The sequence below is a fragment of the Actinoplanes italicus genome (assembly GCF_003001815.1).
GTDB classification, from domain to species: domain Bacteria; phylum Actinomycetota; class Actinomycetes; order Mycobacteriales; family Micromonosporaceae; genus Actinoplanes; species Actinoplanes italicus.
The window spans coordinates 141,485-154,620 of record NZ_PVMZ01000022.1 but is presented as its reverse complement, the minus strand read 5'-3'; the positions used below and the strand labels follow the sequence as shown (position 1 = coordinate 154,620).

Sequence of the window (13,136 nt, the reverse complement as noted above, 5' to 3'; positions counted from 1 at the left end):
CCGGAACACCCGGCCCCGTCGTCGAGGGGCCGGGCGTTCCGGATCAGCTTCCGGCAGGCGCGGGCGAGACCGGCACCTCCGGCCGCTTCCGGTTCCTCCGGACCACGCCGAGCAGCAGATCGAAGACGAGGAACGCCAGCAGCGGGATGCCGAGCAGCGGCAGCGCCCACGCGATCGCGAACACGACCGGCACACCGACGACGATGCCCCAGGCCGGCAGCTGCTGCCAGGCGCCACGGGCCGGCGGGGCACCGGCGAGGGCACGACGGCCGACGCGGGTGGGGCGCCGCTGCCACCACATCCGGTAACCCCACACGATCACGCTGATCAGCCCGATGGCGAGCAGGGCCAGGATGATCTGGTTGAAAAGGCCGAAGAGCAGACCCATGTGCGCCTGTACGCCCCACGAGGTCAATTTCGCCAGCAGCGGCCAGTCCGCGAAGCTCACCTGGTCGGTGACCTTGCCGGTCGTGTCGACGGCGACGCTGTCGAAGCGGACCGGCCACACGTTGTCGGTCTCGGTGACACTCCACGCGCTCGCACTGTCGGCGGGCGGGGTGATCTGCACCGGCCCGTCGATCCCGGCGGTACGTGCCCCGTTCAGGACGGTGTCGACGGCGGCCGGGTCGATGGGAGTCTCCGGCGCCGCACCACCCTCGCTGTGGTGCCCGCCGCCCTCGGCCGGGGCCGCCGCCGCGCCGATCTCGGTCGTCACGTACGGCCGGTTGCCCTTCATCGCGTCCAGCGCGGCACCGAAGTTGGCGCCCGCGTAGCCGGACCAGGTCAGGCCGGTCGCCGACAGGATCAGCAGCCCGACGGAGAGCCAGATGCCGGTGGCGGCATGCCAGCTGCGGCTGCGGCGCACGCCCTTCTTCGCGGCCAGCTCCGGGGCGAGCAGACGGCGGGCGGTGCGGTTGCCGCGCTGACGCCGCCACCACAGGACCACACCACCCAGCGCCAGCACCCACAGCCAGCTCGCGGCGAGCTCCGAGTACAGCTCGCCGGTCTTGCCCAGGTGCAGGTCACGGTGGAACGTGTCCAGCCACGTGTTCAGGGGCGTCGCCGTCCACCACGTGGTCAGCTGCCCGGTCACCCTCGCCGTGTACGGGTCGACGTACACGGTGTGGACCAGCTCGGACTCCTCGCTGAGGTCCGGCGACGTGAAGTCCACCTGTGTGGTCGCGTCGCCTTCACCGACCCGTACGCCGATGAAGTCGCCCTCGGGATGGGTGGCGCGAGCGGCCTCCACCTGCTGCGACACCGGCACCGTCGTGTCGCCCGGGTTGTCGACGACCAGCTCGGTCGAGTAGACGACCTTGTCCAGGGTGGGGACCAGGGTGAACAGGAACCCGGTCGTCGCCGCGATCAGGATGAACGGGGCGACCAGGATGCCGGCGTAGAAGTGCAGGCGCAGCAGCAGCGGACCGAAACTACGGGCGTTCGCCGGCCGGCGTGCCGCGGCCGCGGCCTCGACCGGCGGCGCCGGCTCGGTGACTTCGGGGGTGATGGCCATCGGCTGTCCTCGTGAGGGGTGTCGGCGGCGCGCTGGGTGCGCCGGCATCCGGGGGTAACAGTCGACGTGCCGGCTCCCCGGCAGTGACGTCGAGTGACCGGCACCACGTTGTGCAGGTCATCGCAGTAGTCGTCGCACAGCCCCGGAAAGTTCCCAGCTATCTGTCAGCTGACTGCCGACGGCCGGCTTCGATCGCGTTCTGCGCCCCTGCGGCGCTCGCGGCTGCACTTCCTCGGGCACCTTGATGACCTGCAGCCGCAAGGCAGGTGACAACCGCGCACGACTGGGTGGGTGGCCGCGGGTCTTGAGGCCGCGACGCCTCGATGCTGGTCACGCCTGCGTCGAGGGCGTCGACAGCGGTGGTCCTGAGCGTGTGGTTCAGGCGCGGGCACCCCGCATCGCCTCCATCACCGCCGTACGTACGGGTTCGTGGGTGAGCGGAGGTAGCTCCTCGGACCGGAACCAGCGGATCTCGTCGTGTTCTTCGGGGGCGGCGTTCGTCGGTGTCCCCTCCCAGTCCCGCACAATCCAGGCGCTGAAGTGCACGGATTCCTCTCCGCGGCCCACCTGCAGCCGGCACAGGTGCATCGCCGAGCCTGGCTCTATCCGCACGTCCAGTTCCTCGTCCAGCTCCCTGGCGAGCGCGGCCAGCTCTGTCTCGCCCGGCTCCATGTGGCCCCGCCCAAGCCCCACATGTCCGGGTAGACAGGACGGGCCGGACTTCGGTGCACGAGCAGGATCCGACCTTCGCGAATCAACGCCCCCATGACGATCTGAATCATGGGCGGGAGTGTGGCATGACGGTACGACAAGAAACTCCACGACAGATTGCGGGTACGGAAGCGGGCGAGGGTCAGGGGTGCAGGGTCAGAGCGGGGGCGGCGCCGATGGCGGTCAGCTGTGCGGGGCTGGGCAGGGCGTCGCGGCGTCCGATCACCACGAGCAGCGCGACCGTCTTGTCCGGCCGGAACACCGTGACGCTGCGTTGCCAGTCAGTGGGCGAGCTGCCGAGGCGCACCAGGTCCGCCATCGCCACCGAGCCACCCGGAACGTCGGTGCGGGTGCAGTCCTCGCCTGCACCGTTGAGGCAGTGCGCGGTGATGGCCGGCCCGGCGATGCTCAGCCCCACGGCCAGCGAATACTCGCCCCGGCCGGTGCCTACCCGTGCGGTCATCCGGTAGTCGGCTGACTTCCGTTCGTAGTAGAACTCCACCCGCGAGCACCGGTCCGGATGGAACGGCCTGGCACCGGACGGCACCAGTCCGGGCAACGCCGCGGTCAGCCGCTGGACGGCGGCTTCGGGTGCCTCGGCTGACGGCGGCAGGTTCCGATCCGGGAGGTACGAGGGAAGCGACGAATGCGGGTCGGCGGCGCGTCGTCGCTCGCCGTACGCAGCAGGGTTGTCAGGTCATCCACGGTGGACCTCCGCCTCCTCGCCTGTCATCGCCGTACGCATCGCCTGCAGTGCTTTCGAGGTTTGGCTCTTGACCGTGCCCGCCGTGCAATTCAGCTCGACGGCCGCCTGTTCGACCGACAGGTCGCAGAAGAACCGCAGGACGATGACCGCCCTCTGCCGGGATGTCAGCGCGCTCAGCGCGGACAGCATCGCCGCTCGCTGGGTGACCGGCCCGTCCACGCTGTCGACCCGCACGTCGGGCACCCGATCCCACGACTGTTCCCGACGCCACGGCCGGCGGCGCCGCACGGGATGTTTTTCGACGCCTCAGTCGAAATGGATGCGCATCAGTCTGCTGTCTGCCCAGTCCGCCTACCGTGTCGGCCGCGGGCGTGATCTCGATGGCTCGCCGGATCTCCGGCGGCAGGTGCGAGCCGTCCGCGGGTGACCTCGCGGCCGGCTTGACCGGACTCGGGCGGCACTGTGCGGCGCTGTTGGGCCGGCCGGGGATGGTGGATCTGTTCCGCATCGTCATCGCCGAGCTGCCCCGCTTCCCGGAACTGACCAAGACGCACTTCGCAGAGGGCAAGCAGCCGTACTTCGAGACGGTTCGGACCTACCTCGTGGCTGAACGCGACGCGGGGACCGCGGATATCGCGGACCCCGAGATGGCCGCCACGCAGTTCCTTGGAATGATCTCCAACTACCTGTTCTGGCCCAGCCTGATCGTCCCGGGCTGGACGGTGACATCGGAGCGCGTCACCGCGGTGGTGGACGACGCCGTCCGCACCATGACCGCGCGAGACGACCGGCACGGGAGCCGATGGGAACGGCGCGGCTGAGAGCCATTTGCCGTACGACACCGAAAGTGGCGTGGAGGACTCAGGTTCCTCCCGCATGAGCCGACGTGTCGATACGGACGCTCTCAGGAAGGACTACGCCGAAGTGCCGCAATCGACATCAGCCGGCCGTGACCGCGGCTTGCTGCTCGCGACCGCGACCGTCGTCGTGTTCAGCGGGGTGTGGCTCGGGGCCGGGCTCGTGCATGTGTGGTCGCATCCGTGGGTGGGCTGGCTCCTGCTGCCGGTGACCGCGGTGCTGGCCGGGTGCACCTGCTGGTCGGTCAGCCGTAACAGCGAGCTGGATGCCGGCACCCGCCGGTTCTGGTGGCATCTGACCCTGGCGTGCGGGCTGTTCGCCCTCGGCATCGTGGCGAACACCTTCGACGCCGTCGGCGGCCCCGCACCGTCGCAGCAGGTCGGGCCGGTCACGCTCGTGCTGTACCTCGCTGTTCTGGGGACGGTGCTGTGGGCGCTGCTGCGGTTGCCGTCATGGCAGCGCAGCCGCAGCGACTGGATTCGCTTCGGCGCCGACGCGGGAATCGTCCTGCTGACCGTCGGCACGCTGATCTGGCACTTCTCTCTCCGTGACCATGAGCGGTGGGTCGCACAGACCGGTACCGCCGGGCCGATGCTGGCAATCACCGTCGTCGCCGGCCTCTCCATGGCGACGTTCGTGAAGGTCGCCTTCGCCGGTGCGGGCCGCCTCGACCGGCGCGCCGTCTACATCCTGGCCATCGGCAGCGCGGTCAGCAGCGCCCTGGGTAGTCTGTCGCCGTTCCTGATCGATCGGCCGTACCTGTCCACCAGCATCCTCGCCGTTCCCGTGGCGGCGTTCAGCATCCACCTGGCAGCCGTCAGCCAGCAGCGTGCCGGCAACAGGCAGCCGCTGCCACGGCGCTCACGGCAGAAGATCAGCCTGGTGCCGTACCTCGCCATCGCCGTCACCGACATCCTGCTGCTGACGAGTGACATCAGCGATCCGGTCCAGGTCCGCGCGATGGAGGTCATCGCGGTGGCGCTGACCGCCTTCGTCGTCGTCCGGCAGGTCATCGCGTTGCGGGACAACCAGCGACTGCTCGGCACCGTCGACGGGCAGCTCAACCAGCTGCGGGAATACCAGGTCCAGCTCACCCACCAGGCCACCCACGACAGCCTGACCGGCGCCGGCAACCGTGCCCTGTTCGAGCAGTACACCTGCGGGCTGCTCGCCGACGGTGAAACGTTCTTCGTGGCTCTGCTCGACCTCGACGACTTCAAGGCCGTCAACGACCGGCTCGGCCACCGTGTCGGCGACCAGCTGATCCAGGAGACCAGCAGACGGCTGTCCGCTGTTCTCGGCGGCAACGGCCTGCTCACTCGGCTGGGCGGCGACGAGTTCGCCGTGGTGGTCCAGGCCGCGGACGACGTGCCCGCACTGCTCGAACAACTGGTGGTCGCTGTCGGGCAGCCCGCCGAGCTTGACGGTGCGACCCTGCGCAGCGGCGTCAGCATCGGCGTCACCGCCTCCCGACCCGACGATGACCCCGCCGAACTGCTGCGCCGCGCGGACGTGGCCATGTACGCCGCCAAGGGCACCGGCGGCAACGGCTGGCAATGGTTCGACCCGGCCATGGACATCGCCGCCGACGACAGCGCCCGGCTGGCCGCCGACCTGCGCACCGCCCTGCGCGACGACCAGTTCTTCCTGCTCTTCCAGCCGATCGTCAGCCTGCCCACGGGTGCCGCGACCGGCGTGGAGGCGCTGCTGCGCTGGCAGCATCCCGAGCGCGGACTGGTGCCACCGGACGTGTTCATCCCCGTCGCCGAACGCATCGGCGTGATCAACGAGCTGGGCTCCTGGGTCTTCGCGCGGGCCTGCCGGCAGAGCGCCGACTGGGCCGCCCGGTACGGCGACACCGCCCCGATGCGGATCAGCGTCAACGTCTCGGCCCGGCAGCTGGCGGACCCGCATTTCGTCGACGCGGTCACCGCCACCCTTCGGGAGACGGGCGCCGACACCCGGCATCTGCTGATCGAAGTCACCGAGACGGCCGTCCTCAACGCCGGCATCGCGATCGAGCAGCTGCACCGGCTCAAAGCCCTCGGCCTGCGCATCGCCCTCGACGACTTCGGCACCGGTCATTCGTCGCTCAGCCTGCTGCTCACCTGCCCGGTCGACGTCCTCAAGGTCGACAAGTCATTCGTCAGCGGCGAGACCGCCGGACGGGCGGCCGACATCATCGTCAAGAACATCATCGGCTTCACCAGGGACTTCGGCATCGCCGCCGTCGCGGAGGGTGTGGAGACCGCCGAACAGGCCGAGCACCTGCACCGCGTCGGTTACCGGCTCGCCCAGGGCTACCACTTCGGCCGTCCGATGGCCGCCGAGGCATTCGAGAACCGCTACCTCGACAAGCCCGCTGAAGTCCTGAGCTACTGACCCGTGCGCTCTCCGCTGGGACGGGTCGGGATGGTGTGACTGGTGGCCGCGGCGGCCGCGGCCAGGTGGACGGCGGTGGCCGGCTCGGGCCGGTGCCGGCGTAGCAGCAGGACGAGGAATATGCCGGCGGCCGACATGAGGGTCAGCAGCACGGCGCCGGCGCCGAGCCCGGCGGAGAGCGACTCGGCGGCGGAGGCACCGTCGGTGGTGTGGGCGTCGGTGACGGCGGTGGAGACGGTCGCCGCGGCGGCGACCGCGAGGGATCCGCCCACATAGCGGGCCATGTTGGAGATGCCGGAGGCCTGTCCGACCTGATCCTGATCGACGGCCGCGGTGGACGCCGATGAGGCGGGACCGTTGGCCAGGCCGAGGCCGATGGAGAGCACGATCAGCGGGGCGACGAACGCGCTGTACGTCCACGACGGTTCGACGAACATCAGCGTCGCGAAGCCGGCCGCGGCTAGACCGAAACCGATCGCTACGGCGTACCGTGGCCCGATCTTGACCGCGAGGGGGGTGATCAGCGGCGTGATCGCGATCATCGCGGCTGCTGCCGGCAGGGTGGCGAGACCCGCTTGCAGGGCGGTCATGCCGAAGCCGTCCGGGTTCTGGAAGTAGAGGCTGAGCAGGTACATCAGTGCGTTGATCATGCCGGCGACCAGGAAGATCGCGAGAGTCGCACCGACCAGTACCCGGTTACGCAGCAGCGTGAGGTCGACCAGGGGAGCGGTGGCGTGCCGTTCGGCGTAGACGAAGCCGACCCCGCCGAGCACGGACAGGGCCAGGCAGGCGATGGTCGGGAAGGACAGCCACCCCCAGCTGCTGCTCTCGCTGAGCGCCAGAACCAGCGGCACCAGAGCGACCGCGACCAACAGTGTGCCGAGTACGTCGATCTCGCGGGGCCGGTCGGGGTCGCGGGACTCCTTCACGGTCAGATAGGTCAGCGGCACGCATGCCGCAGCGATCGCCGCGTCGATCCAGAACAGACCCTGCCATCCGGTCGAGTCCACCAGCAGACCGCCGATCAGGGGCCCGGCCGCTCCGCCGATCGCTGAGGCCGCACCCCACAGCGTGATCGCCTTCATCTGCCCGGTCCCGGCCGAGTCCACCGACAGCAGGCTCATCCCGCACGCCAGGATCGTCGAGCCGGCCGCACCCTGGATCATCCGCCCGGCGATCACCCCGCCGGCCGCCGACGACAGCGCGATCAGAGCACAGGACAGCACGAACAGGACCAAGCCGGCCAGGAAGATCCGGCGGCGGCCGAAGACGTCGCCCAGCGCGCCGGAGGTGACGATCACCGCGGCACCGACCAGCATGTAGCCGGTCACCGCCCACTGCAGCGTGTCCACCGAGGCACCGACGTCCTGGCTGATCGCCGGGAGCAGGATCGTCACGGCGGAGGTGTTGGCGTTGACCACCAGCGCGGACACGCAGGCGGCGAGCAGGACGCCGAGGCCCGCCGCGCGGTTGGTCTGGTTCGTCGCCGTCATCGCCGCTCCTCACGTGTCGGTGCGGCCAGCCTGGCGGGGGCGCGGCATACGGGCATCGCTCGCGCCGGATGAATTGCTCGCCCGCTCGGTCTGCCTGCCGGCCCCAGCCTGGGAGAGATGCTGTAGGACATATCTCGGACTCGCAGCCACAACGGCATCGACGCTCCGCTGGGTAGAGCGATTAGGCGCCGGTGACCGCGGCGGGCCAAGATGACGATGTGACATCGTGTCGCGCGATGGGGAGGTGGCGAGGTGCTCGACTGGCTGCCTGACGCGCACGTGCTGGCCATGCTTGCCGCCGAGTCGCAGGGCTGGATCCTGGCGCGTGCCGTGCGTGAGGACGCCGTGATCGCCGACTTCGAGCTGCTGTACATCAACGATGCCGCGTGCCGGATGGTCGGCCGCCCGCGCGATGAACTGGTCGGCCACACCTATCGACAATTATGGCCGGACACGGTGCACGACGGGACCCTGCCGTTCTACCGGACGGTGGTGGAGACCGGTGTCGCCGCCGTGCGCACGGTGTATTACGCGCGGCAGAGCATCAGCGGGCATTTCGAGTTCCGGGTGGGCCCGTACCGCGACGGGATCATGGTCCGCTGCGTCGATCTGCGGCAGGTGACGGTGTCACCGCAGTCCACCGGTGGGGAGCGCCTGTACGACATCCTCGACACCGCGTTCGACGGCTTCACCGTGCTCGCTCCGGTCCGTGACACCGGTGCGGAGATCACCGACTTCGAGTGTGAGTACGTCAACCAGCTCGGAGCGAAGTTGACCGGCCGGCACGTGGAGGACGTGATCGGTCACCGGCTCAGCGAGATCTCCCCGGACAGCTGGCCCAGCGGCCTGTTCGACCGGTACCGGACGGTCGCGGCCAGCGGGGAACCGTGGCGGCAGGAGCTCACCTACCCGGAGATCGACCAGGTGTGGGAGATCAAGGTCGGGCGTACCGCCGGTGGTCATGTCGTGGTCTCCTTCCGGGAGATCACCGAGCAGGTCGACCGGCAGCGGCAGCTGGCCGAGAGTGTCGAGCGCGCCGAGCACGCCGCCGCCCGTGCCCGCAGCCTGGAGAGTGTGACCGCGGCGCTGGTGGCGGCGAGCACGACCGCGCAGGTCTACGCCGCGCTCGGATCGGTGCTGCGGCCCTCCGCCGGTGGTCAAGGGCTGGCGCTGCTGCTGCTTCAGGACCAGGCGTTGCAGCTGGCATACCACGCCGGGTACGAGCCGGAGGTCGTCGCACGGCTGCACGAGGTGCCGATGGATCACCCGTATCCGGCGGCGGCCACCGCCCGTACCGGCCAGGCGGTGTATCTGACATCGCTGGAGCAGTTCCATGCGGCGCAGCCCGACCGTCGTTCGGCCGTCCCGCCCGGGCAACGTCAGGCGTGGGCCTTCCTGCCGCTGATCGCGGCCGGGGACGTGCTGGGCGCTCTCGTCGTCGGCTACCGTGAACCTCGCGATTTCGACGACGACACCCGCTCGACGCTCACGGCGCTGGCCGGGCTGGGCGCACAGGCCCTGCAACGGGCGATGCTGTTCGAGACCAGCCGATCGATCGCCTCGGAGCTGCAGCACGCTCTGCTGCCGGCGACGTTGCCGCAGACGGCGGGGCTGCGGCACGCCGCCCGGTACCTGCCGTGGACCCGCGGCGCCGAGGTGGGTGGTGACTGGTACGACATCATCGCCATCCGTGACGGTGTCGTCGGCATCGTGATCGGCGACGTCGCCGGGCACGACACCACGGCCGCGGCCGCCATGGGACAGATCCGGGATGCCCTGCGCGCGTACGCCGTGGCGGGTCACCAGCCGTCCCAGGTCATGAACCACACGAACCATCTCATCCGTGCGCTGCGGCTCAACACCTGGGCGACCTGCTGCTACCTGCAGGTGGAGGTCGCGGCGGGCACCGTCACGGGTGTATTGGCCGGGCATCCGGCGCCGATCGTGCGCGACGCGGGCGCCACCGGACTGGTGCCGCTGCCGACACAGGCGCCGCTGGGCGTCTCCGGCAAGGTCACCTATCGGGAGACCAGCTTCGTGTTGGCCGCGGAGGCGATGGTGGTGCTCTACACCGACGGGCTCGTGGAGGACCGCAGCCACCCCCTCGACCGGGGCATCGGGGAGCTGTGTGACGCGGTCGGCACCGCCCCGGCCGGCGATCCGGCTGCCACGCTCGATCACATCCTGGCCTGTGACGTGGGGCCCCGGCCCCGGCGGGACGACATCGCCCTGCTGTGCCTCACCCGGGTCGACCCCACCGCGATCGAGTGACCCGGTGCGACCGGTTCAGGTGTCGGTGCCGGGCCGGGGAAGGGTGACGGTCCGCCCGTAGAAGCCACGGATCTGGGTGAGGACCCGGTCGAAGTCGTCGAGATCAAGGGGCTTGGTGACGTACGCGTTCGCGTGCGCCCCATAGCTGGCCAGGACGTCGGCGGGCGTCGACGAGGTGGTGAACACGACCACGGGAATCGCCTTGAGCTGTTCGTCGGCCTTGATGGTGGCCAGCACCTGCCGCCCGTCGAGGCGGGGCATGTTGAGGTCCAGCAGGATCAGGTCCGGCCGCGGCACCTCGGTGTACGGCGGCTGATGCTGCAGGAAGGCGAGAGCTTCGGCGCCGTCCGCGACATGGTGCAGCACGGTCGGGACGTCCTGTTCGGCGAACGCGTTCTCGATCAGTGCGACGTCGCCGAGGTCATCCTCGACGAGCAGCACCTGCAGCACCGCAGAGTCGGTGGTCATCGTTTCGTCGAAGTCCTTGCACTGGTGCCGGGCCGAGGATCGATCGAACGAAGTCAGCGTAATCGATCTCCGTTGCCGGGAAGCCCGGTTCGCGGACAGTGCCATCAGCGTGGCGTCGATCGTGCGGGGCAGCCGGCGGGCCGGTTACCGGGCCTGACGCCGGTCCGCCTGCATTTCCCGCATCAGATCGTGGTGGCCACTTCGTCGTGAGACCGCGCTGGCGTGGTCAGATCGCGGCGGTGCCGAGCTGGTTCCGCAGCTTCACCAGGGCCTTGGCGAGCAGCCGCGACACGTGCATCTGCGAGATGCCGATCTGCTCGGCGATCTGCTGCTGGGTGAGGTTGCCGTAGAAGCGCAGGCTCACGATCTTCTGCTCGCGCTCGTCGAGGCTGGCCATCGCGGGGCCGAGCGCGATGCGCAGTTCGGCGATCTCGTAGCCGGTGTCCTCACCGCCGAGGGTCTCGCCGAGTTCGGTGCCGCCTTCGCTGATCGGGGTGGACAGGCTGGTCGAGTTGTAGGCGCGGGCGCCCTCGAGGCCTTCGATGACCTCGTCCTCGCTGATGCCCAGGTGAGCGGCGATGTCCGCGACGGTGGGAGAGCGGCCCAGGGTGTTGCTCAGCGTGCTGTTGGCGCCGGTGATGGCCAGCCGCAGCTCCTGCAGGCGCCGCGGCACACGTACCGACCAGGTCTTGTCCCGGAAGTGCCGCTTGAGTTCGCCGACGATCGTCGGGATCGCGAAACCGGCGAAGTCCACGCCACGGTCGGCGTCGAACCTGTCGACCGCCTTGATCAGGCCGACGACGGCGACCTGGTAGAGGTCGTCGCGAGGCTCGCCCCGGTTGGCGTAGCGGCTCGACAGATGCCGGGCCAGCGGCAGCCACGCCTCGATGACCTGGTCACGCAGACCGGACCGGGACGGGTGACCGCAGGGCAGAGCCGCCATCGCGTTGATCAGCTCGCCGGCCCGGTCGGTGCTCGTTGCAGTGTCGGCGGGGGCGGCGATGTCAGCGATGACGGTCATGCGGGTGCTCCTTGCGGTCAGCGAACGATCAGGCGGTGCATCGGCGAGCGTTCACGTGCATGCCGGTCAGCCCGCCGGACCTCAATTTCCCCCTGAAAGCAGGAGGTCAAAACCATCCTTTCGTACGGCTATTTCTACCCGTTCGGCGGTGTTTCCGTCATGCGAGAAAGTGGAGGAGCGCGGCGGTCAGGTCGTCGGGGTTCTCCTCCGCGACGTGATGTCCGGACTCGATCGAGTGGCCACGCACATCGGCGGCCCACCGCCTCCAGATCGCGAGCGGATCGCCGTACAGACTCTCCATGTCGTCCCTCGACGACCAGAGGAAGAGCGTGGGGCAGGCAATGATGCGACCGGCGCGCTGGTCGGCCTCCTCATGTTCCCTGTCGACACCGAGGCCCGCGCGGTAGTCCTCCAACATGGCCCGGACGGTGGCGGGATCATGAATGGCCTGCCGGAACTCCCGGTAGTTCTCGGCCCCCATGACGTCGGGCCGCGCCTTGCTCGCGTACCAGGCGTCGGGATCGGCGGTGATCACCCGCTCCGGCGTGTCAGGCTGGGCGAAGAAGAACCAGTGGAACCACTCACGCGCGAAAGTGGCGTCGCAGCGGGCGAGTGCCTCACTGATGGGCACGCCATCGAGCACGACCAGGCGACCGACCACGTCAGGGTGATCCAGTGCCATGCGCAGCGCGACGTAGCAGCCGCGGTCGTGCCCGACAACGGAGAACGTCGGATGGCCGAGGATCTCCATCAGCCGGACGAGGTCATTCGCCACGGCCCGTTTGGACTGCTGCGAATGGTCGGGAACAATGCGCGCCTTCTCGGACTGCCCGTAGCCGCGCATGTCCGGACAGACGACGGTGAACCCGTGCTCCACCAGCTGCGGCGCCACTCGATGCCATGTCGAACCGGTACGCGGATGTCCATGGACAAGGAGAATCGGTTGGCCTTGCCCGGCATGCCGGACCCGGAGTTCGACCTCCCCGGCATCGATCCGCTCGTCCACGAACCCCTCGAACATGAGCGACAAGTGTCCCGGCGGCCCATCGGGCAAACGTGGGTTCACCAAGCAGATCCGCCTCGGCAGCTCCCGCGAACACCGTCGGACCTGACGCGACCTGACAGGTCGCCGGGCGAGTCGGATACAAGACTGGCAGACATATTTACTTGCATCGATGTATGGCGCGGTAGAGCCTCGGAGGGGCAGACCCAGCCAGACCAGACATGGAGGATCGATGATCCGATCACGACTGCTGCGCTCCGCTCTCATCGTTCTGTTCGTCGCCGGAGCCGGGCTCCTCGCCACTCCCGGCGCGTCGCAAGCCGCGCCGTATGACGGGCAGAATCCGGAGACATCCGGCTGCTCCAGCACCGCCACCACGCCCCGTTCGGCGTCCATCTACGCGGGCGGCGTGAAGGTGGGGATCGTCCAACTGCGCTACAGCACGGCCTGCCGCACCGTATGGGGGCGGACCATCGCCTACTACTCCACCAAAGGGCTCACCCAGGTCAAGCGGAACAGCGACGGCGCCTATCAGAGCTGTAACCCGTTCACCTGGGTCGCCAGCCTCGGCGGCTACTCGTGCTACACGCCGATGCTCAACGACGCGGGCGTGACGTCGTACGCCACCGGCTGGGCGTGGACCTCGGGCAACGGCAACGTGGGATCGGCCAGCACCGGCAGCTACCTGCTACGACAGTCGTAGAGAGGCG

Annotated in this window: 12 protein-coding genes; 4 read left to right on the top strand and 8 right to left on the bottom strand. The window is 69.3% G+C overall.

Going from position 1 to position 13,136, the window contains the following annotated elements; genetic code table 11:
• Window positions 1-43: 43 nt before the first annotated feature.
• The 4 genes from CLV67_RS39900 to CLV67_RS39885 form a co-directional block, all read right to left on the bottom strand.
• Window positions 44-1,513, bottom strand: a complete 1,470-nt coding sequence (locus tag CLV67_RS39900; RefSeq protein ID WP_106328145.1) for a PepSY-associated TM helix domain-containing protein — start codon at window positions 1,511-1,513, stop codon at window positions 44-46.
• A gap of 378 nt (window positions 1,514-1,891) precedes the next feature.
• A complete protein-coding gene (locus CLV67_RS39895; RefSeq protein ID WP_239166113.1) occupies window positions 1,892-2,185 on the bottom strand; it encodes an NUDIX domain-containing protein in 294 nt (97 codons plus the stop codon).
• A gap of 181 nt (window positions 2,186-2,366) precedes the next feature.
• A complete protein-coding gene (locus tag CLV67_RS39890) occupies window positions 2,367-2,726 on the bottom strand; it encodes a hypothetical protein (protein WP_146169484.1) in 360 nt (119 codons plus the stop codon).
• Between the two features lie 195 nt (window positions 2,727-2,921).
• Window positions 2,922-3,164 carry a sigma factor-like helix-turn-helix DNA-binding protein gene (locus CLV67_RS39885; RefSeq protein ID WP_239166112.1) on the bottom strand — a complete coding sequence of 81 codons (243 nt, stop codon included), beginning with the start codon at window positions 3,162-3,164 and terminating at the stop codon, window positions 2,922-2,924.
• Window positions 3,165-3,310: 146 nt separating this feature from the next.
• On the opposite strand from CLV67_RS39885, the gene CLV67_RS39880 reads away from it, so the two are divergent.
• Complete coding sequence (locus tag CLV67_RS39880; protein WP_106328282.1) at window positions 3,311-3,751, top strand: TetR/AcrR family transcriptional regulator C-terminal domain-containing protein; 441 nt, start codon at window positions 3,311-3,313, stop codon at window positions 3,749-3,751.
• A gap of 55 nt (window positions 3,752-3,806) precedes the next feature.
• Window positions 3,807-6,170 carry a putative bifunctional diguanylate cyclase/phosphodiesterase gene (locus CLV67_RS39875; protein WP_106328138.1) on the top strand — a complete coding sequence of 788 codons (2,364 nt, stop codon included), beginning with the start codon at window positions 3,807-3,809 and terminating at the stop codon, window positions 6,168-6,170.
• Here CLV67_RS39875 and CLV67_RS39870 read toward each other — a convergent pair.
• Window positions 6,164-7,663, bottom strand: coding sequence for an MFS transporter (locus CLV67_RS39870; RefSeq protein WP_106328136.1), 1,500 nt, complete (start codon window positions 7,661-7,663; stop codon window positions 6,164-6,166). The genes CLV67_RS39875 and CLV67_RS39870 overlap by 7 nt on opposite strands.
• Window positions 7,664-7,915: 252 nt before the next feature.
• On the opposite strand from CLV67_RS39870, the gene CLV67_RS39865 reads away from it, so the two are divergent.
• The gene (locus CLV67_RS39865) at window positions 7,916-9,934 is read left to right on the top strand and encodes a SpoIIE family protein phosphatase (RefSeq protein ID WP_106328134.1); all 2,019 of its coding nucleotides are present in this window, start codon (window positions 7,916-7,918) and stop codon (window positions 9,932-9,934) included.
• A 15-nt stretch (window positions 9,935-9,949) separates the two neighbouring features.
• On the opposite strand, the gene CLV67_RS39860 is transcribed toward CLV67_RS39865, so the two are convergent.
• The 3 genes from CLV67_RS39860 to CLV67_RS39850 all read right to left on the bottom strand — a co-directional run bounded on the left by CLV67_RS39860 (window position 9,950) and on the right by CLV67_RS39850 (window position 12,444).
• Entirely contained in the window at window positions 9,950-10,402 is a 453-nt protein-coding gene (locus CLV67_RS39860; RefSeq protein ID WP_106328280.1) for a response regulator, read from the bottom strand.
• A 226-nt stretch (window positions 10,403-10,628) separates the two neighbouring features.
• Window positions 10,629-11,423, bottom strand: a complete 795-nt coding sequence (locus tag CLV67_RS39855) for an RNA polymerase sigma factor SigF (RefSeq protein WP_106328132.1) — start codon at window positions 11,421-11,423, stop codon at window positions 10,629-10,631.
• A 157-nt stretch (window positions 11,424-11,580) separates the two neighbouring features.
• Window positions 11,581-12,444 (bottom strand): alpha/beta fold hydrolase, encoded by an 864-nt coding sequence (locus tag CLV67_RS39850; protein WP_106328278.1) that lies wholly within the window; start codon window positions 12,442-12,444, stop codon window positions 11,581-11,583.
• 214 nt (window positions 12,445-12,658) lie between these two features.
• Between CLV67_RS39850 and CLV67_RS39845 the strand changes: the two genes are divergently transcribed.
• Window positions 12,659-13,129 (top strand): DUF2690 domain-containing protein, encoded by a 471-nt coding sequence (locus CLV67_RS39845; RefSeq protein WP_170154186.1) that lies wholly within the window; start codon window positions 12,659-12,661, stop codon window positions 13,127-13,129.
• The last annotated feature ends 7 nt before the right edge of the window (window positions 13,130-13,136 follow it).

What these genes read in the sequence shown, in the direction of transcription:
- CLV67_RS39900 (WP_106328145.1), bottom strand. Translation starts at nt 1,513, where the DNA reads ATGGCCATCACCCCCGAAGTCACCGAGCCGGCGCCGCCGGTCGAGGCC.
- CLV67_RS39895 (WP_239166113.1), bottom strand. Translation starts at nt 2,185, where the DNA reads ATGGAGCCGGGCGAGACAGAGCTGGCCGCGCTCGCCAGGGAGCTGGAC.
- CLV67_RS39880 (WP_106328282.1), top strand. Translation starts at nt 3,311, where the DNA reads ATGGCTCGCCGGATCTCCGGCGGCAGGTGCGAGCCGTCCGCGGGTGAC.
- CLV67_RS39875 (WP_106328138.1), top strand. Translation starts at nt 3,807, where the DNA reads ATGAGCCGACGTGTCGATACGGACGCTCTCAGGAAGGACTACGCCGAA.
- CLV67_RS39870 (WP_106328136.1), bottom strand. Translation starts at nt 7,663, where the DNA reads ATGACGGCGACGAACCAGACCAACCGCGCGGCGGGCCTCGGCGTCCTG.
- CLV67_RS39860 (WP_106328280.1), bottom strand. Translation starts at nt 10,402, where the DNA reads ATGACCACCGACTCTGCGGTGCTGCAGGTGCTGCTCGTCGAGGATGAC.
- CLV67_RS39855 (WP_106328132.1), bottom strand. Translation starts at nt 11,423, where the DNA reads ATGACCGTCATCGCTGACATCGCCGCCCCCGCCGACACTGCAACGAGC.
- CLV67_RS39850 (WP_106328278.1), bottom strand. Translation starts at nt 12,444, where the DNA reads ATGTTCGAGGGGTTCGTGGACGAGCGGATCGATGCCGGGGAGGTCGAA.
- CLV67_RS39845 (WP_170154186.1), top strand. Translation starts at nt 12,659, where the DNA reads ATGATCCGATCACGACTGCTGCGCTCCGCTCTCATCGTTCTGTTCGTC.